We start from the raw sequence: 22692 nt of genomic DNA on the forward strand, positions 1-22692 counted from the left end.
AGACATGAGCGCGATTCGCGTCGGATCAGCCCCCGACTCCTGGGGCGTGTGGTTTCCGGACGATCCACAGCAGACCCCTTACACACGATTCCTCGACGAGGTATCCGCGTCGGGATACGAATGGATCGAACTCGGCCCGTTCGGATACCTTCCGACCGATCCAGCCAAGTTGACGGACGAACTCGGCGCCCGCGGCCTGAAGCTTTCGGCCGGTACCGTTTTCGAACACCTGCACCAGGACGATTCCTGGGATGCCGTCTGGAATCAGATCAAGGACGTCGCCAAGTTGACCGCAGCCGTCGGCGGCAAGCACGTGGTGGTCATCCCTGAGATGTGGCGCGACCCTTCCACCGGAGCGGTACTCGAAGACCGCAATCTGACGCCCGAGCAGTGGCGTAAGAAAACCGACGGCATGAACGCTCTCGGGAAGGCAATGCTCGAGGAGTACGGCGTCATGGCGCAGTACCATCCTCATGCCGACAGTCACGTCGACATCGAAGACAACGTCTACAAGTTCCTCGAAGGGACCGACGAGCGTTTCGTGAATCTGTGTCTCGACACCGGCCACATCAGCTACTGCGGCGGCGACAATCTCGCAATTATCAACAAACATCCGGAGCGCATCGGGTACCTACACCTCAAACAGGTGGATCCGGCGATAGTCGCCAAGGTTGAGGCGGAGGACCTGCCGTTCGGTGAGGCCGTCAAACTCGGTGCCATGATCGAACCGCCGCGCGGAATCCCCGACATGCCGCCGCTTCTGGAGGCCATCGAGAAGCTCGGCATCGACGTGTTCGCGATCGTCGAGCAGGACATGTATCCCTGCCATCCCGACACACCGCTGCCCATCGCAGCGCGCACTCAGAAATACCTGTCCACCTGTGGCGTCCCCGCCGTCCGTTTCAACTGAGCAACACAATCGAGGAGTACCACCGCATGTCTGACAACCAGGATCTCCGGATCGCAGTGCTCGGCGTCGGCATCATGGGGGCCGATCACGTCGACCGCATCACCAACAAAATCGGCGGTGCCCGCGTCACCGTCGTCAACGACTACTCTCTCGCCCGCGCCGAGGAAATCGCAGCACTGACGCCAGGGGCGCGCGTCGTCGTCGATCCGTTCGATGCCATCGCAGCCGAGGACGTCGACGCCGTTGTTCTCGCAACCCCGGGCCCGACCCATGAGAAGCAGGTTCTTGCCTGCCTCGAAGCGGGCAAGCCTGTTCTCTGCGAAAAGCCGCTGACCACCGACGCGGACAGTTCGCTCACGATCGTCAAAGCCGAAGCAGCGCTGGGAAAAAGACTGATCCAGGTTGGTTTCATGCGCCGGTTCGACCACGAATACACCCAGCTCAAGGATTTGATCGACAGCGGCGATCTCGGTCGCCCTCTCGTTGTGCACTGCGCTCACCGCAATCCTGCGGTTCCGAACGGCTTCGACAGCGCGATGATCGTCAAGGACTCACTCGTCCACGAGGTCGACGTGACACGATTCCTGCTCGACGAAGAGATCACCTCAGTGCAGATCATCCGACCGGCCGCGAATTCGCTTGCTCCCGAGGGCATTCAAGACCCACAGATCGCGATATTCGAGACCGAGTCCGGCAGACACGTCGACGCCGAGGTGTTTGTCACCACCGGAGTTGCCTACGAGGTGCGCACCGAAGTTGTCGGCGAACTCGGAAGCGCGATGATCGGACTCGACGTGGGACTGATCCGAAAGACCAAGCCCGGCAACTGGGGTGGGCAGATCACCCCAGGATTCCGCGAACGCTTCGGGCAGGCCTACGACACCGAGTTCGCCCGGTGGATCAAGGCAGTGAAGACGGGCGCCGGCACCGGCAACTACATCGACGGACCAGGTGCTTGGGACGGGTACGCCGCGGCCGCTGTCTGCGCCGCCGGTGTGAAGTCTCTGGAGACGGGTCAGCGCGTCGTCGTGGACATGGTTGCGCGCGACTCTGTGGCCGGAGCTTAGCGATGAAGGTCGCACTCGACCCCACACCTTTCCATCACGATTACTCACTACTCGAGCTTCCTCAGGTTGTTGCCGATCTCGGGTACGAGTACCTGCAGCTCACACCGCACGTCGACATGATCCCGTTCTTCAATCACCCGAAAGCCGACGACGCGCTCGTCACCGAGTTCCGGAAGGCCTGCGCGAGTGCGGGAGTCGGCATCGCGTCGGTGCTCCCGGTCCTTCGGTGGTCCGGCCCGGACGAGGACGCTCGCGAAGCAGCCGTGCGTTACTGGAAGCGGGCCATCCAGATCACGGTCGATCTCGGTGTCAATGTCATGAACACCGAATTCTCCGGCCGCCCCGAGAAGGCCGAAGAGTCCGAGCGTGCGTTCTATCGTTCGATGGAGGAACTGGTTCCGATCATCGAACGCGAGGGAATCGACGTCCTGATCGACCCCCACCCGGACGATTTTGTCGAAGACGGACTAGCCGCGATCCGCACGATCCGTGGTGTGAACTCCAAGAACCTCGGCATGGTGATCGTGGCGTGCCACCAATTCCACATGGGTGGGGACCTTCCCGCCATCATGGAGGCCGCCGGCGACATGGTCCGACTCGTTCACGTGGCGGACACCATGGATCATCACCGTTCCCACGGACTGCGCTACATCACCAACCCGCCAGGCAATGCCGTTCGAGTGCATCAGCATCTCAAAATCGGTGACGGAGACGTTAACTGGGACGAATTCTTCGGCGGTCTCGGCAAACTCGGCTTCTACGAACGTGAGAACGCCGTGATGGTGTCGAGCGTCTTCGCCGAGAACGAAAACGCGCACGAGGTTTCCCGGTACCAGCGCGAGACGATGAACGACTACGTCGCCAAGTACACCTCCCCGAACTCCTGAGTCACCAGACCACTAGGAAATACCATGACCAGCACTGATACTCGTGTCATCGCGCACTGGCTGAACGGCAAGCCGTTCGCCGGAACGTCCGAGGACACCGCTCCCGTCACCAACCCCGCCACCGGACAGATCACCGGCCGACTGGCCCTGGCGAACCTCGAGGACGCCCGCGCTGTCATCGACGCGGCTGCGGCGGCCTTCCCCGCCTGGCGTGACACCTCACTGGCCCGGCGCACACAGGTACTGTTCAGCTTCCGCGAACTCCTCAATGCTCGCAAAGGTGAACTCGCCGAGATCATCACAGCCGAGCACGGCAAGGTTCTCTCCGACGCCCTCGGCGAAATCAGCCGCGGGCAGGAAGTTGTCGAATTCGCTTGCGGAATACCGCATCTCCTCATGGGCGGATACACCGAGAATGCATCGACCAAGGTCGACGTCTACTCCATCCGCCAACCCCTCGGCCCCGTCGGCATCATCTCGCCCTTCAACTTTCCCGCGATGGTCCCCATGTGGTTCTTCCCGGTCGCCATTGCCGCCGGGAACACCGTGATTCTCAAGCCCTCGGAGAAGGACCCCACCGCGGCGATCTGGCTCGCCGAACTCTGGGCCGAAGCCGGTCTGCCCCCCGGCGTCTTCAACGTCCTCCAAGGTGACAAGCTCGCCGTCGACGAACTTCTGGAAAACAAAGCAGTCAAAGCGATTTCGTTTGTCGGATCCACCCCCATCGCCCAGTACGTCTATGCCACCGGCACCGCCAACGGCAAACGCGTGCAAGCACTCGGCGGCGCCAAGAACCACGCCATCGTTCTGCCGGACGCCGACCTCGACCTCGCCGCCGACGCAATGGTCAACGCGGGATTCGGCTCCGCGGGCGAACGATGCATGGCGATCTCCGCCCTGGTTGCAGTCGGCGACATCGCCGACGAACTGGTTGCCAAGATCGTCGAACGCACCACTCCCCTCGTCACCGGTGACGGCACCAAGAACTCCGACATGGGTCCGCTCGTCACCAAGGCCCATCGCGACAAGGTCGCGTCCTATGTCGATGCCGGCGAGAAGGACGGTGCCACGATCGTGGTCGACGGACGCACAGTTCAGGCCGATGGTGGACCGGACGGCTTCTGGCTCGGGCCCACCCTCATCGACCACGTCACCACCGACATGTCGATCTACACCGACGAAATCTTCGGACCTGTCCTCTCCGTCGTGCGCGTCGATACCTACGACCAAGCCCTCGAACTGATCAACAACAACCCGTACGGAAACGGCACCGCCATCTTCACCAACGACGGCGGCGCTGCCCGACGCTTCCAGAACGAGGTGGAGGTCGGCATGATCGGCATCAACGTCCCCATCCCGGTTCCCATGGCCTACTACAGCTTCGGCGGCTGGAAGAACAGCCTCTTCGGTGACACCCACGCTCACGGGACAGAAGGTGTTCATTTCTTCACGCGAGGTAAAGCCGTCACCAGTCGCTGGCTCGACCCCAGCCACGGCGGAATCAACCTCGGATTCCCCGAGAACAGTTAGCCGGCAAGACATCTGTGGCCGAGACTTTCGAAGAGTCTCGGCCACAGATGTTTTCGAGAGGTCTACGTGACCGTGGGGTGGTACGTCAGTACTTGAACTCCGGATTCGTACCGACGATCGTCCTTCAACTCGAGGACGATCTTGTCGGCCGATTCGGGGAACACTCTCCCGCCGGACCCGAGAATGACCGGGAAGACCATCAGACGAAGCTCGTCGACCAGACCGGCCAGCAACAACGCGTGGACGAGCGTCCGACTTCCCGCGACCAGGATCTCGCCGTCGATCTGCTCCTTGAGCTTCGGGACAGATTCCTCGATGGGACCGTCGAGCGCCGTCGAGTTGTTCCATTCGAGCGGTTCGGTCGAACTCATGACGACGTACTTGGGCATCTCGTTCATCTTGTCCGCAAAAGCCTTGGTCGTCCTCGCGCTCGGGCCAGGCACCGGCGAAGCTCTCGTAGGTCCGCCGCCCGAGCAGAAGGACGTCCGCGGCGAGGGTTTCGTCGAGTTTGAACTTCATCTGATCGCCCTCCTGGTACGGAAAGACCCATCCAGTGTGCGCATAACCCGGTTCGCCACCGGGAGCTTCCATCACCATGTCCAAGGACACGAATTCTGTCACCACGATCTTGCCCATACCGATCCCCTGTCGTCAGTGCGTGTGCGCCATTCGAGTAGCCGACTACCCCACTGTTACAGACTCTGCGTGGTGGTGGAACTCATCGGCGGCGATCGTCCACTATGACCGATGTACAAACCGAATCGCCTGTTTTCGATCCCTCTGCTTGCGTGGCGATTCGGACGTTCCCTCACGTTCGCATACCCTCGTATATCGATGATGTGGCGTCGAAAGTGTGCAGTGGCAGTTGCCGGAACCGTGCTCTCAGGGAGCATTGCGTTTACCGGTGTCGTAGGGACCTCGGGAGTGGCCGGCGCCCAACCGGCCCCGCCGCCGCCCACCACCACCACCGAAGCGCCGTTCACAACACCCAACACCGACAGCTGCCCGTTCACGAGTAGCCCGGCACCGGCGATCGATCTCTCCGAAGCACCCGCGCCCGGATCCACGGCCCCGACTGCTGTCCCGATTCCGGAAAGCCCCGTCGGTGGAGACAAGCTCGGCGAGTGCGGTGTTGTGCTCCCTGACGGCGCTCCCCCGCTCCCGGCCGACATCGCGGCATCAGGATGGGTACTCGCGGACGCCGAAACCGGCGAGGTCCTCGCCGCCAAAGATCCGCACGGTCGCTACCGCCCGGCCAGCACCATCAAGATGCTCTTGGCTCTTGTCGCGCTCGACGAACTCGATCTCGACACCGAAATCACCGCAACGGCCGAAGACGCGGACGCTGAAGGTAGCGCTGTCGGCATCGGCAAGGGCGGCAAGTACACCAACCGGCAACTGATGCAGGGTCTGGTCATGGCGTCGGGAAACGATGCCGCGCATGCTCTTGCCCGCCAACTCGGCGGTGACGCTGCAGCCGTGTCGAAAATGAACGCGCTCGCGGCCGAACTCGGCGCCCTCGACACTCGCACGGCAACTCCATCCGGACTCGACGGCCCGGGGATGAGCAGCTCGCCGTACGACCTGGCCGTGATTTTCCATACCGCCCTGCAGAATCCGACGTTTGCCGGTCTGATCCATACCGAGACCGTCGAATTTCCCGGCTTCCCCAAGGATCCGACGATTCCCGACGATCAGGACCGCCCCGGATTCACTCTCGCCAACGACAATCAGCTGCTCTACAACTACGACGGCGCATTGGGCGGCAAGACCGGCTTCACCGACGACGCCCGCCACACGTATGTGGGTGGCGCGGAGCGTAACGGCCGGAAACTACTGGTGACATTGATGGGCGGCGAAGCCAAGCCGATCCGTCCGTGGGAGCAGGCTGCCCGTCTACTCGACTACGGATATGCACTCCCCGCGAGCACAACCGTCGGCTCGTTGACGGACCGATCCACCGACGATTCCAGTCCCGATGTCACTCGCACACCGTCTGCCGCTGCACCAGGCTCGATCTCGGCAGCACCCACCGCTACCGACGCCGAATCCGACACCACTGACCGCATCCTCATCGGTGCTGTCGGTGGAGTAGTGGTGATCGCGCTGGTGGCGGGAGCCGTTGCCCTCAACCGTCGGAGGCGCTAGCGCGGCCGACGACGCATGAAGCCCGAAAGACCCAGGCCGGCAACCGCACCCGTGGCGATCAGCGCAGCCACGCGAGACGGTGAAGCACCGTCACTGACAACGATTCGCGGCGAGATCACTGCGGGATCCGGCGGCGGAACGAACGCCAGGGCCATACTTTCCTTGGTCGTCGCCGCCCACGCCGTGCAGAACAGCAGCATCCGTGACGCCGTGAACACGAACACGAGCAAACCGATGATCGGACCGAATGCCACGCCCGCTGGTCCGTTGGTGACGGCAGCGAGGTAGATCGCACCCACCTGCTTGAAGATCTCGAACACAATCGCGGCGATAACCGCTGCCTGCGCAGCGCTACGCAGCGTGACAGGCTCGCGCGGCAGTCGGGCGATCACCCACAGGAACACCGCCCACGTCGCCAGGAGTGAGAGCAACAGTGAAGCAACTCTGAGCCCCACGCCGACACCGGTGATGTTCTCGAGGTTGAGCCATTTCACGATCTGAGTCGCAACCGGCCCACTGCTCAGCGCCGACATTCCCAGTGAGACGACCATGGCGAGAGCCAGACCGACGAGGGCCCCTGCGTCACCAAGTTTGGTACGTACGAAACCCTTCGGCTCGCGCTTGCTCTCCCACATCGCCGTCAGCGCGTCTCGAACGTTTGCCATCCAACCGAGACCCGCGTACGCAGCACCCAGGAGGCCGAAGATTCCGACGCTCGCGCGCGAGTCGATGGCCGAATCGATCAGCGTGTTGATGGTGTCACCCAAGCTGCCCGGAATGCTCTTGGTGATCTGCTCCTGAATCGACTCCAGGTACTCGGGATGCCCGGCCAATACGAAACCGGCCACTGCAAACGCGACCATCATGATCGGAATCAACGCGAGAACGCTGAAGTACGTGATACCAGCAGCGTAATAGTCGCCTTTTTGCTCTTGAAACCGTCCGGCCGCGCGAACCAGATGATCGAGCCAGGGTCGCGCTGCCCTTTGCTTCTCGAGGAAGCTCGGTGCGTCGTCGTCCGTGTCAGCCATTGCCGTCCCCCTCATGTTCGGTCAGGCGTCGTGAGTCCGAATTCGCGTAAGTCAGCCCTTCGGTGCCAGGAATCCGACCTTGTCATAGACAGCGGCGAGAGTGCGTGAAGACACCTCACGGGCGCGGTGCGCTCCAGCCGCGATGATGCGATCCAGCTCTGCCTCGTCGGCAAGGTAACCGTCGACCTTCGCCTTGAGTGGGGTGACGAACTCGGTCAGCACGTCAGCGGTATCGGTCTTGAGGTCGCCGTACCCCTTGCCCTCGTAACCGGCCACCAGAGTCTCGATCGGTACTCCCGAGAGAGCCGACTGAATGGTGAGCAGGTTGCTGACGCCCGGCTTGGCCTGCGGGTCGAAACGAATCTCGCGCTCGTTGTCGGTGACGGCCGACTTGATCTTTTTTGCCGACACCTTCGGATCGTCGAGCAGATTGATCAGTCCGGCCGCACTGGCGGCGGACTTGCTCATCTTGGCGGTCGGATCCTGCAGGTCGTAGATCTTTGCCGTGCCCTTGATGATCTGCGGCTCGGGAACGACGAACGCCTTGCCGTAGCGGGTGTTGAACCGGCCGGCCAGATCGCGTGCGAGTTCGAGGTGCTGACGCTGATCCTCACCCACGGGGACGCGCTGCGGGCGGTACAGAAGGATGTCCGCGGCCATCAGAACCGGATACGTGAACAAACCGACACTGGCGTTGTCGCTGCCTTGCTTGGCGGACTTGTCCTTGAACTGCGTCATACGGCTGGCTTCACCGAAACCGGTGATGCAGTTCAGGACCCACGCCAACTGTGCGTGCTCGGGAACCTGACTCTGTACGAACAGCGTCGCCCGATCCGGATCGATCCCCACCGCAAGGAGCTGAGCCACCGCAACCTTGGTGCGACGACGCAATTCCTTCGGGTCCTGCGTCACCGTGATGGCGTGAAGATCCGGAATGAAGTAGAAAGCGTCGAAATCGTCCTGCAACGGAACCCACTGCTGCAGCGCACCCAGGTAGTTGCCGAGGTGGAAAGAATCCGACGTCGGCTGGATTCCGGAAAGCACGCGAGGCTTTGCGGTGGGCTTCTGTTCTGCAGGGGTCGACATGGTTCCGATCTTTTCACGAGTGGAAATCAGTGCAGTGGCGTGGTGCCCGGGTAGTCGAGTTCGACGAGGTCTTCACCGTGGGCGGTGAGGTCCTCCGCACCGAACTGGTAGACGGTCCGGAAAACGACGGGTTCCCATTCTTCGGCGTAGAAGTCCATCGTTTCGCGGAACCACTCCAACTGATCCTGTTGCTCGGACAGTAGAGAACCCGCACCTCGGACCACAACTACATATCCAGCGCCGAGTCCGAGGACGTCGTCGAGATCGCGCATGACATCGTCGAAAGCGTCTTTGTTTCGCCCGAAGTGGGACGGAAACTGGAAGGCTGCCGCAAACTCGTCGACGACCTGCGCCGTTGTCCGCATGTTCTCTCCGCGAACCACCCGAACGATAAAATTCTCGGCACGGAGTTGACGTGCAAGATCATCTGCAACGGCCGGGTCGCTCTGCAGCGCCACCGAAACCACATCCGAAGACGGATCCAGCCACTGCGCCACGCTGACCGTAGACGAATCGGACATCAGCGAATCCTCACAAACGTGTCGTAGTGATCGAGGGTGTACCACGCCGAACCGTCGTTGCCGGTGACGATTCGCTCGGCGTCGCGTCCTTGGCCGTTCTTCTTCGCGTTGACGTCCCATTCCTGATAGACGACACGTCCGCCACCGGCACCGACAGCGGGCAGACGGCCTTCGCTGTTGCGGAAGGTGATGCCGCCCTTGGTGCCCGGCGCATTGGCGGAATCCGGCCACCGCCCGGCGTCGATCTCCACCAGCGTGGCGAGAACCCGCGCCGGCACATCGCTGTTCGTCTGCTGCGTTGTCTTGACAGCGGAGCTCGAGGGCACGGAACTCGACGGCGCAGCCTTGGTGGTAGCACCCGGCTTGGCTTGAACAGTCGAGGACTGGGCACTCGAGGACTTCGTCACCGACGACGCCGAACTGTCGGAGTCACGCGAAGAAAGGGTGACCGCCAGTACGAGCGCAACCACCGCCACCACGACGGTGATGATGGCGTTGCGCGTCTTTGCGCTCGGCATTTTCAGACCTTCAGACATACGCGTCTCTATCGGTACGAGACGGTGACAGGCGCATGATCCGACCAACGGAGGTCGTAGGACTCAGCGCGTTCCACGAGCGCGACCTTGGCCCGCTCGGCGTATCCGCGAGTGGCAACCTGGTAATCGATACGCCAACCCGAATCGTTGTCGAATGCCTTTCCGCGGTACGACCACCACGAATACGGGCCGTCGACACCCGGATGGAGGGTGCGGAAGACGTCCACCCACGCGGAATCTTCGGCGAACAGCAGATCCATCCAGGCGCGCTCCTCGGGGAGGAATCCCGAGGACTTCTTGTTGGTCTTCCAGTTCTTGAGGTCGAGTTCGGTGTGCGCGATGTTCCAATCACCGCTGACCACCACGTGACGATCGGCAGCCTCGGCCGCTGCAGCGGTGGAGGCGAGGTGAACTGCGAAGGATGCCATGAACCGCTCCTTCTCCTCCTGCTTCGGCGTGAGCGCCTCACCGGAGGGCAGGTACAGGCTCGCGACGGTCAGATCGGCGAAGTCGGCTTCGATGTATCGACCGGCGTCGAGAAACTCGTCGTCCCCGTGACCGATCCGCACCGCGTCAGGTTCCGTGCGTGAGAGCACCGCGACTCCGTTGCGTCCCTTCGCGGACGGCTCGGCGGAGACCAGGAACCATCCGTTGCCGAGTGCCGGCTCGAGGGTCTCGCGAAGCTGGTCGTCCGACGCACGCGTTTCCTGAAGGCAGATGAAATCCGCCGACGTCTTCTCCAGCCAGTCGAGCATGCCCTTGCGGGCAGCTGCTCGAACGCCGTTGACGTTCACGGACGTGATGGTGTGGGGCGCAAGAATGTGGGAGTCAGCAGTTTGTGGCACGGCAAGCACCGTAGCCGATTCCACCGACGCGGATGGGCGCCCAGGTCAGCGCGCGGCCCTACGCTGCAGAATCACCGCCACCGCCAGCACGACGAGACCCGCGACGGCCAGCAACGACCCCACCGCTGCCGGCGCGGTGTACCCGTAACCGGCTGCGATGACGACGCCGCCGATCCACGCTCCGAAGGCGTTGGCGATGTTGAGTGCGGCGTGATTGAGAGACGCGGCCAAGGTCTGAGCATCCTCGGCGACATCCATCAACCGTGTCTGGAGGCCAGGCACCATCGACGACCCGGCGAGCCCGATGAGGAAGACGAAGACGAGCGCCGTGTACGGATTGCGCACGGCGATAACGAAGATCGCGAGGATCACAACGAGGGATCCCATCGACAGGAACAAGCCCTTCATCAGTGCGCGATCCGCGAGGTATCCACCGACGAAGTTGCCGGCCACCATGCCCAGTCCGTACAGCATGAGTGCGAGGGGAATGAACGAAGCGCCAAGCCCGGACACGTCGGTGAGAGTCGTACTGATGTAGGTGTAGACGGCAAACATCCCGCCGAATCCGACCATGCCCACGATCAGGGTCATCCACACCTGAACGCGGCCCAGTGCCCCGAGTTCGGTGATCGGATTCGTCACCGGCATGCCGTCCAACCGCGGAATCCAGACGAACAGCGAAGCAACCGTTGCCACTCCGATCACCGCAACCAAGGCAAAGGCGCTGCGCCAGCCGAGTGCCTGGCCGATCCAGGCCGCGACCGGTACCCCGATCACGTTGGCCACGGAAAGACCCATCATCACCATGGCGACGGCCTTCGCGCGTTTTCCCGGTTCGGCCAGGTGAGCTGCGACCAGTGCGGCGACTCCGAAATACGCGCCGTGCGGCAATCCGGCGACGAAGCGGGCCATCATCAGCGTCGTGTACGAGGGCGCGAAAACCGAGGCGGCATTGCCGACGGTGAACGCGACCATGAGTGCGATCAACAGGGTGCGGCGCGGTACTCGTGCGGTGAGTGCAGCGATCAGCGGAGCGCCGACGACAACCCCGAGCGCGTACGCCGAGATCACGTGACCCGCGACGGGTTCCGAGACGCCGAGTCCGGATGCCATTTCCGGGAGCAACCCCATGGCGACGAACTCCGTGGTGCCGATACCGAAACCGCCGAGAGCGAGAGCGAGCATCGCCGGACCTCTGGCGGAACGAACCCCGGGTGTCGAGGTGTCAGAACGGGAGAGGGTAGACGAAGTCACTGATCAATTGTGGTCTCACACCTGGTTGAACTTCCAAGTGAGAGCGGGTGAGTTCACTCACGTGAGACCGCGAACACAAATGGGACGCCCGGTTTCCCAGACGTCCCATTTGACAGGTGAAGCGGTGAATCTACTTCGCGGCCATGGCCTTCTGCAGGTTCACGTCGAGCGCGCCGAGGAACTCCTCGGTGGTCAGGTAGCCCTGATCGCCGCCGACCAGCATCGAGAGGTCCTTGGTCATCTGGCCGCTTTCGACGGTCTTGATGACAACGTCTTCGAGCGCCTGCGCGAAGCCGATGACCTCAGGGGTGCTGTCGAGCTTGCCACGGTGCTCGAGTCCGCGGGTCCACGCGAAGATGGACGCGATCGGGTTGGTCGAGGTGGGCTTGCCCTGCTGGTGCTGACGGTAGTGACGCGTCACGGTGCCGTGAGCAGCCTCTGCCTCACAGGTCTTTCCGTCCGGTGTCAGCAGAACCGACGTCATGAGGCCGAGCGAGCCGAAGCCCTGGGCCACGGTGTCGGACTGGACGTCGCCGTCGTAGTTCTTGCATGCCCAGACGTATCCGCCCTCCCACTTGAGAGCGGAAGCGACCATGTCGTCGATGAGGCGGTGCTCGTAGGTCAGACCTGCAGCATCGAACTCAGCCTTGAACTCGGTCTCGTAGACGTGCTGGAAGATGTCCTTGAAGGCACCGTCGTACGCCTTGAGAATGGTGTTCTTGGTGGACAGGTACACCGGGTAGTTCTGCTGCAGTCCGTAGGTGAGCGACGCGCGAGCGAAGTCACGGATGGACGTGGTGAAGTTGTACTGCCCCTGGACGACGCCGCCCTCTTCGGGGAAGTTGACCAGTTCGTGCTCGATCGGTGCGCTGCCGTCCTCAGGCGTGTAGGTGATCATCACCTTGCCGGGGCCGGGGACCTTGAAGTCTGTGGCGCGGTACTGGTCGCCGAATGCGTGACGGCCGATGATGATCGGCTTGGTCCAGCCCGGAACGAGTCGCGGAACGTTGGAGATGATGATCGGTGCGCGGAAGATCGTGCCGCCGAGAATGTTGCGGATCGTTCCGTTCGGGGAACGCCACATCTTCTTGAGACCGAATTCCTCGACACGTGCCTCGTCCGGCGTGATCGTGGCGCATTTGACGCCGACGCCGTGCTTCTGGATCGCGTGCGCTGCGTCGATGGTGACCTGGTCGTCGGTCTCGTCGCGGTACTCGATACCGAGGTCGTAGTACTCGAGGTTCACATCGAGATACGGATGGATCAACTTGTCTTTGATGAACTGCCAGATAATGCGCGTCATCTCATCGCCGTCGAGTTCGACGACGGTGCCCTCAACCTTGATTTTGGACATGGGTGCTTCGCGTCCTCCTAGGAAGTTTCCCTGGTTACACGGTTGCGGTCACACTTTGTGAGTGGGTCCGCGAACGGTTCGATTATCAAACCTAGACGGTGTGGACTGATCTCGGGAGATGAGTCCCAAACAAGACAAGCGTACTGCTAACCCGTGAGGCCGCAACCGGCAGGTCCACTCATCGGTCTCTACTCGCGAGTAACTTTTGCCTGCTAGTGGGCTGCGTCGCTCTGCCTCGCGTGCGGTTGCGGCTCACATTTCGCCCCGTGTCAGGACTGCGCTCACTTCCCGGTAGAATCCGACTTGGTCATGAGTGCCAGCGTCAAGCCCCGGCTCGCTGGACGGCAACCCTCCAACCGCGGTGGGGTGCCCCGGGTGATGACCAGGTTTCCCGACGTGGATCTGCTCGCGCAGTTCCACCGCAATTCGGGTGACAAGCGCGGGTCCGACAGGGACGGACCCCAGACCGGGCCGAGCCCCACGGAGGTATTTCAGTATGTGTCGCACTTGTAGATAGACCCCAGCACGGGGCGGCGATCATTCGCCCCCGTCCGACATCTATCCGTCAGACCACTGGAGTGAACAAATCATGACCGACAACACAGCCGACGCCGCAGCAACTTCGGATCCGACCGCGAACTGGTCGTTCGAGACCAAGCAGGTGCACGCCGGACAAACAGCGGACACCGCCACCAACGCGCGCGCTCTGCCGATCTACCAGACCACCAGCTACGTCTTCGACAGCACCGATCACGCTGCGGCACTGTTCGGCCTCGCCGAGCCGGGCAACATCTACACGCGGATCATGAATCCCACACAGGACGCCGTCGAGCAGCGCATCGCTGCCCTCGAAGGCGGAGTCGCCGCACTCCTCCTCTCCTCGGGTCAGGCCGCCGAGACCATCGCGATCCTCAACATCGCCGAGGCCGGCGACCACATCGTCTCCAGCCCGTACCTGTACGGCGGCACGTACAACCTCCTGCATTACACCCTTCGCAAGCTGGGTATCGAAGTCACGTTCGTCGAGGATCCCGACAATCTCGAGCAGTGGCGCGAAGCCATTCGCCCGAATACGAAGGCGTTCTACGGCGAAACGATCGCCAATCCGAAGAACCACATCCTCGACCTACCCGGTATCTCGTCACTGGCCCACGAGAACGGTCTTCCGTTGATCGTGGACAACACAGTCGCGACGCCGTACCTGCTTCGCCCACTCGAACACGGCGCCGACATCGTCGTTCACTCCGCCACCAAATACCTTGGTGGACACGGCACCGCGATCGCCGGCGTCATCGTCGACGGTGGCACTTTCGACTGGACGCAGGGTCGCCACACGAACTTCACGACGCCTGATCCCAGCTACCACGGCGTCACCTTCGCGGACCTCGGCGCGCCGGCGTTCGCACTCAAGGCCCGCGTCCAACTGCTGCGCGATCTCGGTTCCGCCGTGGCGCCGTTCAACGCGTTCCTCATCGCGCAGGGTATCGAAACCTTGAGCCTGCGCATCGAGCGCCACGTATCCAATGCACAGAAGGTCGCCGAATTCCTCGACGGCCACGGTGAGGTGGCCTCCGTTTCCTACGCGGGACTTCCCTCCTCGCCATGGTTCGAACGTGGAAAGCAGCTGACGCCCAAGGGAACCGGCGCCATCGTCACCTTCGAGCTGCCTGGCGGTATCGATGCGGGCAAGACGTTCGTCAACGCCCTGACGCTGCACAGCCACGTCGCCAACATCGGTGACGTTCGCTCACTCGTGATCCACCCCGCCTCGACGACACACTCGCAGCTCACCCCCGAAGAGCAGCTCGCCTCCGGTGTCACACCCGGGCTCGTTCGCCTCGCGGTCGGCATCGAAGGAATCGACGACATCCTCGCCGATCTCACCGTCGGCCTGGCAGCGGTGGCAAACTCGTGACCGTGAACGAATTGGAGCCCAGGATCGACCTCCTGCCCCCACCCGACGGCCAGGTGGGGTTCGTCGACATCGGTGCCTTGGAACTCGAAAGCGGCGCGGTGCTCCCATCGGTTTCGCTCGCCGTTCAGCGGTGGGGTGAGCTTTCCCCGAACCGCGACAACGTCGTACTCGTCGAGCACGCACTGACCGGAGACTCACACGTCACCGGACCGATCTCCGCGAATCAGCCCTCCCCCGGCTGGTGGAACGGGATGGTCGGCCCCGGCGAACCGATCGACACCGGCGAATGGTGCGTCATCGCAACCAATGTCCTCGGTGGTTGTCGCGGCACGACCGGTCCCAGTTCGCCGGCCGACGACGGCAAGCCGTGGGGCAGCAGGTTCCCGGAGATCTCCATCCGGGATCAGATCGCGGCGGAGAAGAAGCTCGTCGATCTCCTCGGGATCGACCAGTTGGCCTCGGTAGTCGGCGGATCCATGGGGGGCATGCGCACCCTCGAATGGGCAGTTACCTACCCGGACAGCATTCGCTCCGCGTTGGTTCTCGCAACCGGTTCACGGGCCACTGCAGATCAGATCGGCACCCAGACGACGCAGATCGCTGCCATCGTCTCCGATCCGGATTGGCAGGGCGGTGACTACCACGGAACGGGGCGGGCACCTCGCACCGGACTCGGCATCGCCCGTCGCATCGCGCACCTGACGTACCGCACCGAGTCCGAACTGGACGCGCGCTTCGAGAACTCCGCTCAGAACGACGAAAATCCTTGGAACGGTGGACGATACGCCGTACAGAGTTACCTGGAACATCAGGCAGACAAGCTGGTCGACCGCTTCGACCCGAGCACGTACGTCCTCCTGACCGAGGCCATGAACCGGCACGACATCGGTCGTGGACGCGGCGGTGTTGCGGCGGCGTTGGCATCGATCACGGCACCGGTCGTGGTGGGCGGCGTCGACTCGGATCGGCTGTATCCCCTTCGCTTGCAGGAGGAGATCGCCGACGGAATTTCCACGTGCAGCGGCCTCGAGATTCTCAAGTCCAAGGACGGCCACGACGGCTTCCTGACGGAGGCGGACGCCGTCGCCGGACTGCTTCGCCGAACGATGGAGTTCGCGCGTACGGCTCGCTGATTCGGCACAGAGCCACGTTTTCAGGATTCGTCAATGTCGGGAAAACCACAGCTGATCTGCGGGTTTTCCCGACATTCTCATTGGCGAACGTGAGCCGGCGCGTCTAGCATCGGCGAACGTGAATCAGCCATGCTCGACGCGCCTGCAGGCTACGTACATTCCCGAGCACATGTCCTTCGCGTTCTGGGGTGACGCAGACCCGGCAGCGCGGCTGTCGGCACTGGGGATGCCGACCGGGTCGCCGGGCGTGTGCAGGCTTGCGATCCCGGTCGACGAGTCGATCACAGCAACCGACGTCGGAGCGCAACTGCTCGACCTCACCACCGCGATCGACGCGTTCCACAACCTCGATGCTGGTCGCGGCGACCCCGGATCGTCGCTGCTCGCGTGGAAGCGCGTCATCGACACCGGCGCACATGACATTCCGACCGCAGCGCATGCCGCTATCGAGCGCGACGACACGAAGATCCGAAGCGCCGCGTCCACGGTGCGGTTGTTCACGGAAGCGCGCGCGGCCATCGAGAGTCTTCGCCGAGCAAAGATTCAGGCGACTCTGCGCCCGTATCAAATGCAGGGAGTTGCCTGGCTGACGGCTCTGTCGGGTTCGGGTGGTGGGATCTTGGCCGACGAGATGGGTTTGGGTAAGACACTGCAAGCGATTTCGATGATCGCGATCCGCGCCGACGACGGTCCGCATCTGGTTGTGTGTCCCACCTCGGTGATAGGAAACTGGCGCCGCGAGATCGAGCGATTCGCTCCGCATCTGCCACTGCACGTTCATCACGGGGCCGCCCGTGCACTTCCCACTCGTATCCCCGCCGGCACTACGGTTCTGACCAGCTACAGCGTCTTGCGTTCCGACGCAGCCCAATTGGCCCCGGTTCATTGGAGTTCAGTGGTCTTCGACGAGGCGCAACAGATCAAGAACCCCGCTTCCCTCGCCGCGAAAGCAGCAATGCAGTTGTCGGCGGACGTCAAGGTAGCGATGACCGGCACGCCGGTGGAGAACCGCCTCGAAGAATTGTGGTCACTCTTTCGCGTCGCCAACCCCGACGTCCTCGGAACTCGCGCACGGTTTCGTCAACGCTTTGCCGTCCCGATCGAATCCGGTCGATCGGCCACCGCGGCGACCAGACTTGCCGCGGTGATCGATCCTTTCATTCTGCGCAGAACCAAAGACATAGTGGCCAAGGATCTTCCGCCCAAACAGTTCTCCACGGTCTCGTGCACTCTGACGTCGGAACAGGCGCGCATCTACCGGTCGGCAGTTGCCGATGCGTTCGACTCCGGATTGGGCACGGGAATTGCCCGGCGTGGCAACATCCTTGCGCTTCTGACCACTCTCAAGCAGGTATGCAATCACCCGGCGCAGGTCACCGGCGATACGGACGACCTCTACGGAAGATCCGGAAAGCTCGACCGCGCAACGGAAATGATCGCCGAGATCGTCGACGACGGCGATCGCGCGCTGATATTCACGCAGTACCGGACGATGGGCGAGATGCTCTCGCGACACCTGGGAGCCGAACTGGGAATCGGCGCCGTGCCTTTCCTCCACGGCGGCCTGAACACCGACAAACGAGACGCGATGGTCGACGCGTTCCAGAACGAGACGGATTCACCACCGGTTCTGATTCTGAGCTTGCGCGCCGCCGGCTTCGGCCTCAACCTCACGCGCGCAAGTCATGTCGTGCACTACGACCGGTGGTGGAACCCAGCCGTCGAGGATCAAGCAACCGACCGGGCACACCGCATCGGCCAGAAACGCACCGTCAACGTCCACACCTTGGTGACGGGCGGTACCGTGGAGGATCACATAGCAGCGATGCACGAGTCCAAACGAGTTGTGGCCGATGCTGTCTCCGGGAACGTCGAGGCCGCGCTGGCCGATCTCCCCGACACCGAACTGCGTGAACTTCTCGAACTCGACGGCGCGGTGATCATCTGATGGCCAACGAATTCGGCGTCACCGCTTGGGGTCGAGCGTGGCTGCGCACGGTGGAGCGGACCGCGGCGTCCGGTCCGAACCCGTCCCTGCCGACGGCTCGCACCCTGGCACGCAACGGTTCCGTGGAGTTCACCGTCGTCTCGTCGGGGACCGTCGTCGCCGAGGTGAGCACCAAGGCAAAAACTTCGTCAGTGACGATTGGTGTCCCGCTCTGGACCAAATCCGAGATCGCTGCAGTGAAGAGCCTTCTCCGTTCGGCTGGAAAGGCGAACAGATCCGTCTCCACCGGCGAACTGCCGGACAGCATCGTCACCGAACTGCAGGCTCGAAATATCGCAGCAGCCGTTGATCTTTCGGAGTGCACTGCCAGCTGCGACTGCTCAGGTAGACGCTCGCCGTGCGTTCACCATCTCGCCGCGATCTACGCCCTCGCCGGGCGAATCGACGAGGAACCTGCACTTGCGGTGACGTTACGGAGTGCACCGGTCAAGGCTGGAAAGAAGTCGACATCCGCACATTCACCGGAGTGGATCCCTTTGAGTGATATCGATATTCGCTCGTTCTACGGGGGCTGATCTTCTCAGTCGGTACCGAGCGGATCGATGGTCAGGGCGAGCGTCGCGATCAGCACACCCATAACGCCCATCGCCGCGGTGTCGAAGACCCTTCCACGCACCGCGAGCAACCCCACACGGTTCTCGGGAACGAACCACCGAGCGGCAGCTCCGATGATGACGGCAACACCGAAGACGAGGGCGCCGCGGCGCCACCGGTCGGCCAGCACGAGAACCACGGCCGCCGCAATCACGGCGAGGACCGCGAGCATGGGCAGATTCTTCTTCGCGAGGCCGACCAGTGAGGACATCGGACTCAGACTCCGGCCAGAACCCGCTCGGCGCGCTCGACCACGTTGGTGATCAGGAACGCGCGGGTCAGCGGTCCGACACCACCGGGATTGGGTGAGACGAAGCCGGCGACCTCGTTGACGTCGGCTGCGACGTCGCCGCGCAGGCCGTCGTCGGTGCGACTGACGCCGACGTCGAGGACCGCTGCCCCGGGCTTGACCATGTCTGCGGTGATGAGGCCGGGAACGCCTGCGGCAGCGACGATGATGTCGGCGCGGCGAACCTCGGCCGCGAGATCGCGGGTACCGGTGTGGCAGAGCGTGACCGTCGCGTTCTCGCTACGACGCGTCAGCAGCAATCCGATCGGGCGACCGACTGTGACGCCTCGTCCGACTACCACCACGTGTGCGCCTGCAATAGGGACCTCGTAGCGGCGCAGGAGATGCAGGATTCCACGCGGGGTGCACGGCAGCGGGGCTTCCTTGCCCAACACCAGTCGACCGAGGTTGACCGGGTGCAAGCCGTCGGCGTCCTTGTCGGGGTCGATGCGCTCGAGGGCTGCGTTCTCGTCAAGGTGCTTGGGAAGCGGCAACTGCACGATGTAGCCGGTGCACTCGGGATTGGCATTGAGCTCGTCGATCGTCGCGTTGAGCTGCTCCTGCGTGATGTCGGCAGGCAGGTCGCGTCGCAAAGAATTGATACCGACCTTGGCGCAGTCGTTGTGCTTGCCGCGCACGTAAGCCGCGGATCCGGGGTCGTCGCCCACCAGGATGGTGCCCAAGCCGGGTGTGATGCCCTCTGCCTTCAGAGCGCTCACCCGCACCTTCAGGTCTTCGAAGATTTCGTCGCGGGTAGCTTTGCCGTCGAGGATCGTTGCAGTCACGGCGACCATTGTTCCAGGTTAGGGTCGATGAGTGACAACGGCTCCGGAACTACGCGGCCCGAGGGTGCTCCTCTCCCCCGTCGCGCCCGATCATCACGCCCGTCTGCGGGCAATTCACCTGCACCCGGACGTCGTGCAGTGGTGGCAAAATCCCGACGACGACTGGCCTGCGGCGCCAGAAGCCGGCACCACGCACTACAGCATCTTCCACGGCGACCAACTGATCGGCTTCATCCAGTGGTACGAAGCGGAAGACAACCCCGACTTCCGCCACGCCGGGCTCGACTTGTTCCTCGATCCCGACTTCCACGGCCGAGGGTTCGGTCGCGAATCGATACGGGTGCTGTGTGCCCACCTGATCGACGACCTCGCATTCCACCGTCTGGTCATCGACCCGGAAGTCGACAACTCCGTCGCCATCGCGTGCTACCGATCGGTGGGCTTCAAGGACGTCGGGGTGATGCGCGAGTATTCGCGAGATCGCCACGGTGCGTGGAAGGACGGACTGTTGATGGATCTGCTCGCACGGGAATTCATCCGCTGATCGACTGGGACGAGTTCGAAAGGACCGACATCATGTTGCTGGACAAGGAATTCACGGCCACCCTGCAGAAGAGCGACGCCAAGGGCGGGTGGACTTATGTGATCTGGCCGGAGTCCGCCGAGTTCTTCGGCACCCGCGGCCTGGTCAAGGTACGCGGGACGATCGACGGACATCCGTTCCAGAGTTCGTTCATGGCGCTGGGAGACGGCAACCACAAGCTGCCGGTCAAAGCCGATCTTCGCAAAGCCATCGGCAAGGAGACCGGCGAGCTGGTGACGGTGCGCCTCGAGGAGCGCTTGGAGAGCTAGGCGCTGCTACTTCATGTCGACGACAAGACCATGCGCCGACGCGTACGCCACCGCCTGCATCAACTCGATCTGCGCGTTTCCGACGGACGCGGACGTCCACAGGCTCGGATCGATCCGTGCACCGCGCAGGTCTGCACCTTCGAGTTTGAGTCCACCCGTACGAGCACCGGACAGATCCGCCGACGCCAGCACCGCGCCCCGCATGTCGGCCCGAACCAGGTTCGCTTCACGGAAGCGGCATGAGGTGAAGTCGATCTTTCTCAGGTCCGCCCCGCCGAGTGAGGTCAACGAGAAGTCGACTTCGTCGAGCGTCAACGGCCGGATGCGGCAACCGTCGAACGTCGACCCGAGCAGACTGCAGTTTCGGAACGTGCTGTGCCACAGGCTGGTCCGGGCAAAATTGCACGAGCGGAACGCAGTTCCCGTGTGCACGGACTCCCCCAGATCGGTGCCGGTGAAATCACAATCCGTGAACACCACCGACTCCGTCGTGAGTCCGGTGAGGTCGGCGTCTCGGAAATTGCAGTTGGTGAAAGTGCGCTGACGCCACTTCTGCCCGGCCAGCCGCGCGTCTGAATAGTCTTCGCCGACGACATCGTCGGATTCTTCGGGGAGCATGCCGTCCATACTGCCCCGCCGCACCGACACCGGTTCGATCGCCTAGGTCTCGCAGGCCACGCCGTCACCGTCACGATCAAGCTTGGACGAATAGCCGGGATCGCCGCGGTAGATCGGGGCAGCACCGGCCGCTCGCACGGCTGCACAGTTGGCGTAATACACCCCCGCGTCGGGCACCTTGGCCGGCGGCGGAACGTACGCCGGTTCCGTTGTCTTCGGCGGTGTGTACGCCGGAGCGGGCGGAACATACGGCGTAGTCGTGGTCTCCGGGACCTGCGGAACCAGCGGCACTATTGCCACGGTGGTTGTCGTCGGTGGCGGCACGATCGTTGTCGTCGTCGGCAAGAGGGACGAAGTCGTGGTCTTCGTCGTCGACGGGACCGTGCTTTTGGTTGTCGTCGCTGCAGCTGTCGTCGAAGAGGTCGCAGCAGGCGTCGTCGATTCTTCCGACTTGCCCGCTCCCGTCGCCGCGGCGATGGCAACCAGCCCCACGACTGCCGCGCCGGCGATCCACGGCCACTTACGCCGCGTCTTGCCTTCCTCGGCGCTAGTGACCGGCACCGCCGATCCGGGTGCGCCGAAGACCTGCGTGGGAGTGCCGAAAGCCTGAGTGGGTGCGTCGACGCCCTTGGGCCGTGTCTGCGCGGTCCACTGCTGACCGTCCCAGTAACGGTCGATCGTGGGGTCGAAGGGGTCGGGGTTCCAACCGGCGGGAGGGTTCATCAAAATGTCCGTTCTGCGAAGAGTGCCGGAAATAGATTCGCACGGACTGGCCGGTTTGTTACCAATTCGCCCACACTTCCCGACCGGGTCTTCTCACGGACGTGGGCACCGATACGTCGCCCGGTACAGTTCCTCGAGTGTTCCGAGTGATGTTCCACGAGCCCCGCATCCCACCCAACACCGGAAACGCGATCCGCATGGTCGCGGGCACCGGTTGCGAACTCCACCTGGTCGGCCCTCTCGGGTTCGACTTGTCGGAGCCGAAGCTCAAGCGCGCAGGCTTGGACTACCACGACCTGGCGACTGTCACGGTCCACGAAAACCTGACCGCTGCCTGGGAAGCCGTCACCCCCGCTCGCGTGTTCGCCTTCACCGCGCACGCGACCACGTCGTATGCCGATATCGCCTACCAACCCGGCGACGTCCTGCTGTTCGGGCCCGAACCCACCGGACTGTCCGAAGAAGTATTGGCGGACGAACACGTCACCGAGCGCCTGCGTATCCCGATGCTGCCCGGACGCCGGTCCCTCAACCTGTCCAACGCTGCCGCCCTCGTGACGTACGAGGCCTGGCGTCAGCACGGGTTCAAGGGCGCTGTCTGATCGA

Annotated in this window: 25 protein-coding genes and 1 riboswitch; of the genes, 13 read left to right on the top strand and 12 right to left on the bottom strand. The window is 63.0% G+C overall.

The features are described from left to right. Positions 1-4 precede the first annotated feature (4 nt). Genes G4D79_RS24230 through G4D79_RS24245 form a run of 4 tightly spaced genes read left to right on the top strand, consistent with a single transcriptional unit; the run spans position 5 to position 4394 of the window. Positions 5-910 carry a sugar phosphate isomerase/epimerase gene (locus G4D79_RS24230; RefSeq protein WP_007727370.1) on the top strand — a complete coding sequence of 302 codons (906 nt, stop codon included), beginning with the start codon at positions 5-7 and terminating at the stop codon, positions 908-910. Between the two features lie 26 nt (positions 911-936). Continuing rightward, complete coding sequence (locus tag G4D79_RS24235; RefSeq protein WP_007727372.1) at positions 937-1977, top strand: Gfo/Idh/MocA family protein; 1041 nt, start codon at positions 937-939, stop codon at positions 1975-1977. A gap of 2 nt (positions 1978-1979) precedes the next feature. Continuing rightward, entirely contained in the window at positions 1980-2864 is an 885-nt protein-coding gene (locus G4D79_RS24240) for a sugar phosphate isomerase/epimerase family protein (protein WP_007727374.1), read from the top strand. A gap of 24 nt (positions 2865-2888) precedes the next feature. Next, the gene (locus G4D79_RS24245) at positions 2889-4394 is read left to right on the top strand and encodes a CoA-acylating methylmalonate-semialdehyde dehydrogenase (protein WP_214514474.1); all 1506 of its coding nucleotides are present in this window, start codon (positions 2889-2891) and stop codon (positions 4392-4394) included. A gap of 62 nt (positions 4395-4456) precedes the next feature. Here G4D79_RS24245 and G4D79_RS34645 read toward each other — a convergent pair whose 3' ends face one another. Continuing rightward, positions 4457-4765, bottom strand: a complete 309-nt coding sequence (locus G4D79_RS34645) for a dihydrofolate reductase family protein (RefSeq protein ID WP_250887570.1) — start codon at positions 4763-4765, stop codon at positions 4457-4459. Between G4D79_RS34645 and G4D79_RS34650 the strand changes: the two genes are divergently transcribed. Next, complete coding sequence (locus tag G4D79_RS34650) at positions 4764-5138, top strand: hypothetical protein (protein WP_250887571.1); 375 nt, start codon at positions 4764-4766, stop codon at positions 5136-5138. The genes G4D79_RS34645 and G4D79_RS34650 overlap by 2 nt on opposite strands. Positions 5139-5228: 90 nt before the next feature. Continuing rightward, positions 5229-6542 carry a D-alanyl-D-alanine carboxypeptidase family protein gene (locus G4D79_RS24255; RefSeq protein ID WP_082920581.1) on the top strand — a complete coding sequence of 438 codons (1314 nt, stop codon included), beginning with the start codon at positions 5229-5231 and terminating at the stop codon, positions 6540-6542. On the opposite strand, the gene yhjD is transcribed toward G4D79_RS24255, so the two are convergent. The 7 genes from yhjD to G4D79_RS24290 all read right to left on the bottom strand — a co-directional run bounded on the left by yhjD (position 6539) and on the right by G4D79_RS24290 (position 13169). After that, the gene (gene yhjD, locus G4D79_RS24260) at positions 6539-7573 is read right to left on the bottom strand and encodes an inner membrane protein YhjD (RefSeq protein WP_042449663.1); all 1035 of its coding nucleotides are present in this window, start codon (positions 7571-7573) and stop codon (positions 6539-6541) included. The genes G4D79_RS24255 and yhjD overlap by 4 nt on opposite strands. Positions 7574-7624: 51 nt before the next feature. Beyond that, the gene (gene trpS, locus G4D79_RS24265) at positions 7625-8659 is read right to left on the bottom strand and encodes a tryptophan--tRNA ligase (RefSeq protein WP_003941025.1); all 1035 of its coding nucleotides are present in this window, start codon (positions 8657-8659) and stop codon (positions 7625-7627) included. Positions 8660-8685: 26 nt separating this feature from the next. Further along, complete coding sequence (locus tag G4D79_RS24270; protein ID WP_214514475.1) at positions 8686-9180, bottom strand: barstar family protein; 495 nt, start codon at positions 9178-9180, stop codon at positions 8686-8688. After that, positions 9180-9698, bottom strand: a complete 519-nt coding sequence (locus G4D79_RS24275) for a ribonuclease domain-containing protein (protein WP_058226543.1) — start codon at positions 9696-9698, stop codon at positions 9180-9182. Before G4D79_RS24275 ends, G4D79_RS24270 begins: the two co-directional genes overlap by 1 nt. 26 nt (positions 9699-9724) lie before the next feature. Continuing rightward, positions 9725-10570, bottom strand: a complete 846-nt coding sequence (locus G4D79_RS24280) for an exodeoxyribonuclease III (protein ID WP_020969128.1) — start codon at positions 10568-10570, stop codon at positions 9725-9727. A gap of 36 nt (positions 10571-10606) precedes the next feature. Next, positions 10607-11815, bottom strand: a complete 1209-nt coding sequence (locus G4D79_RS24285) for an MFS transporter (protein ID WP_373938154.1) — start codon at positions 11813-11815, stop codon at positions 10607-10609. A 130-nt stretch (positions 11816-11945) separates the two neighbouring features. Next, positions 11946-13169 carry an NADP-dependent isocitrate dehydrogenase gene (locus G4D79_RS24290; protein WP_003940772.1) on the bottom strand — a complete coding sequence of 408 codons (1224 nt, stop codon included), beginning with the start codon at positions 13167-13169 and terminating at the stop codon, positions 11946-11948. 305 nt (positions 13170-13474) lie between these two features. After that, positions 13475-13615, top strand: a riboswitch (SAM riboswitch). Between the two features lie 143 nt (positions 13616-13758). Here G4D79_RS24290 and G4D79_RS24295 point away from each other — a divergent pair. The 4 genes from G4D79_RS24295 to G4D79_RS24310 all read left to right on the top strand — a co-directional run bounded on the left by G4D79_RS24295 (position 13759) and on the right by G4D79_RS24310 (position 18740). Continuing rightward, entirely contained in the window at positions 13759-15084 is a 1326-nt protein-coding gene (locus tag G4D79_RS24295) for a bifunctional o-acetylhomoserine/o-acetylserine sulfhydrylase (RefSeq protein ID WP_064443387.1), read from the top strand. Beyond that, positions 15081-16217 carry a homoserine O-acetyltransferase gene (locus G4D79_RS24300; protein WP_042449669.1) on the top strand — a complete coding sequence of 379 codons (1137 nt, stop codon included), beginning with the start codon at positions 15081-15083 and terminating at the stop codon, positions 16215-16217. The genes G4D79_RS24295 and G4D79_RS24300 overlap by 4 nt, the downstream gene beginning before the upstream one ends. A 118-nt stretch (positions 16218-16335) precedes the next feature. Then, entirely contained in the window at positions 16336-18165 is a 1830-nt protein-coding gene (locus G4D79_RS24305; protein ID WP_308252606.1) for a DEAD/DEAH box helicase, read from the top strand. Further along, positions 18165-18740, top strand: coding sequence for a hypothetical protein (locus tag G4D79_RS24310; protein ID WP_214514476.1), 576 nt, complete (start codon positions 18165-18167; stop codon positions 18738-18740). Before G4D79_RS24305 ends, G4D79_RS24310 begins: the two co-directional genes overlap by 1 nt. Positions 18741-18745: 5 nt before the next feature. Here the strand turns inward: G4D79_RS24310 and G4D79_RS24315 are convergent, their stop codons facing one another. Both G4D79_RS24315 and G4D79_RS24320 read right to left on the bottom strand, forming a co-directional pair. Then, positions 18746-19030, bottom strand: coding sequence for a DUF3017 domain-containing protein (locus G4D79_RS24315; RefSeq protein ID WP_003940740.1), 285 nt, complete (start codon positions 19028-19030; stop codon positions 18746-18748). 5 nt (positions 19031-19035) lie between these two features. Then, a complete protein-coding gene (locus G4D79_RS24320) occupies positions 19036-19893 on the bottom strand; it encodes a bifunctional methylenetetrahydrofolate dehydrogenase/methenyltetrahydrofolate cyclohydrolase (protein WP_007727401.1) in 858 nt (285 codons plus the stop codon). Positions 19894-19924: 31 nt separating this feature from the next. Between G4D79_RS24320 and G4D79_RS24325 the strand changes: the two genes are divergently transcribed. Next, entirely contained in the window at positions 19925-20437 is a 513-nt protein-coding gene (locus tag G4D79_RS24325) for a GNAT family N-acetyltransferase (RefSeq protein ID WP_063892105.1), read from the top strand. Positions 20438-20469: 32 nt separating this feature from the next. After that, positions 20470-20745, top strand: a complete 276-nt coding sequence (locus G4D79_RS24330; protein ID WP_007727403.1) for a DUF1905 domain-containing protein — start codon at positions 20470-20472, stop codon at positions 20743-20745. A 6-nt stretch (positions 20746-20751) separates the two neighbouring features. Here the strand turns inward: G4D79_RS24330 and G4D79_RS24335 are convergent, their stop codons facing one another. Both G4D79_RS24335 and G4D79_RS24340 read right to left on the bottom strand, forming a co-directional pair. After that, complete coding sequence (locus G4D79_RS24335; protein ID WP_003940770.1) at positions 20752-21372, bottom strand: pentapeptide repeat-containing protein; 621 nt, start codon at positions 21370-21372, stop codon at positions 20752-20754. Between the two features lie 33 nt (positions 21373-21405). After that, positions 21406-22086: an excalibur calcium-binding domain-containing protein gene (locus G4D79_RS24340; RefSeq protein ID WP_064688905.1), complete on the bottom strand. Its 681-nt coding sequence runs from the start codon at positions 22084-22086 to the stop codon at positions 21406-21408. A gap of 137 nt (positions 22087-22223) precedes the next feature. Here G4D79_RS24340 and G4D79_RS24345 point away from each other — a divergent pair, with 137 nt between their 5' ends. Next, the gene (locus tag G4D79_RS24345) at positions 22224-22688 is read left to right on the top strand and encodes a tRNA (cytidine(34)-2'-O)-methyltransferase (RefSeq protein ID WP_007727408.1); all 465 of its coding nucleotides are present in this window, start codon (positions 22224-22226) and stop codon (positions 22686-22688) included. The last annotated feature ends 4 nt before the right edge of the window (positions 22689-22692 follow it).

The sequence above is a fragment of the Rhodococcus sp. WY5 genome, assembly GCF_018588185.1.
GTDB classification, from domain to species: domain Bacteria; phylum Actinomycetota; class Actinomycetes; order Mycobacteriales; family Mycobacteriaceae; genus Rhodococcus_F; species Rhodococcus_F qingshengii.

Coding starts and splice junctions, on each gene's coding strand:
- G4D79_RS24235 (WP_007727372.1), top strand. CDS start 937: ATGTCTGACAACCAGGATCTCCGGATCGCAGTGCTCGGCGTCGGCATC.
- yhjD (WP_042449663.1), bottom strand. CDS start 7,573: ATGGCTGACACGGACGACGACGCACCGAGCTTCCTCGAGAAGCAAAGG.
- G4D79_RS24245 (WP_214514474.1), top strand. CDS start 2,889: ATGACCAGCACTGATACTCGTGTCATCGCGCACTGGCTGAACGGCAAG.
- G4D79_RS24275 (WP_058226543.1), bottom strand. CDS start 9,698: ATGCCGAGCGCAAAGACGCGCAACGCCATCATCACCGTCGTGGTGGCG.
- G4D79_RS24340 (WP_064688905.1), bottom strand. CDS start 22,086: ATGAACCCTCCCGCCGGTTGGAACCCCGACCCCTTCGACCCCACGATC.
- G4D79_RS24255 (WP_082920581.1), top strand. CDS start 5,229: ATGATGTGGCGTCGAAAGTGTGCAGTGGCAGTTGCCGGAACCGTGCTC.
- trpS (WP_003941025.1), bottom strand. CDS start 8,659: ATGTCGACCCCTGCAGAACAGAAGCCCACCGCAAAGCCTCGCGTGCTT.
- G4D79_RS34645 (WP_250887570.1), bottom strand. CDS start 4,765: ATGAGTTCGACCGAACCGCTCGAATGGAACAACTCGACGGCGCTCGAC.
- G4D79_RS24310 (WP_214514476.1), top strand. CDS start 18,165: ATGGCCAACGAATTCGGCGTCACCGCTTGGGGTCGAGCGTGGCTGCGC.
- G4D79_RS24330 (WP_007727403.1), top strand. CDS start 20,470: ATGTTGCTGGACAAGGAATTCACGGCCACCCTGCAGAAGAGCGACGCC.
- G4D79_RS24315 (WP_003940740.1), bottom strand. CDS start 19,030: ATGTCCTCACTGGTCGGCCTCGCGAAGAAGAATCTGCCCATGCTCGCG.
- G4D79_RS24240 (WP_007727374.1), top strand. CDS start 1,980: ATGAAGGTCGCACTCGACCCCACACCTTTCCATCACGATTACTCACTA.
- G4D79_RS24230 (WP_007727370.1), top strand. CDS start 5: ATGAGCGCGATTCGCGTCGGATCAGCCCCCGACTCCTGGGGCGTGTGG.
- G4D79_RS24295 (WP_064443387.1), top strand. CDS start 13,759: ATGACCGACAACACAGCCGACGCCGCAGCAACTTCGGATCCGACCGCG.
- G4D79_RS24290 (WP_003940772.1), bottom strand. CDS start 13,169: ATGTCCAAAATCAAGGTTGAGGGCACCGTCGTCGAACTCGACGGCGAT.
- G4D79_RS24270 (WP_214514475.1), bottom strand. CDS start 9,180: ATGTCCGATTCGTCTACGGTCAGCGTGGCGCAGTGGCTGGATCCGTCT.
- G4D79_RS34650 (WP_250887571.1), top strand. CDS start 4,764: ATGACGACGTACTTGGGCATCTCGTTCATCTTGTCCGCAAAAGCCTTG.
- G4D79_RS24335 (WP_003940770.1), bottom strand. CDS start 21,372: ATGGACGGCATGCTCCCCGAAGAATCCGACGATGTCGTCGGCGAAGAC.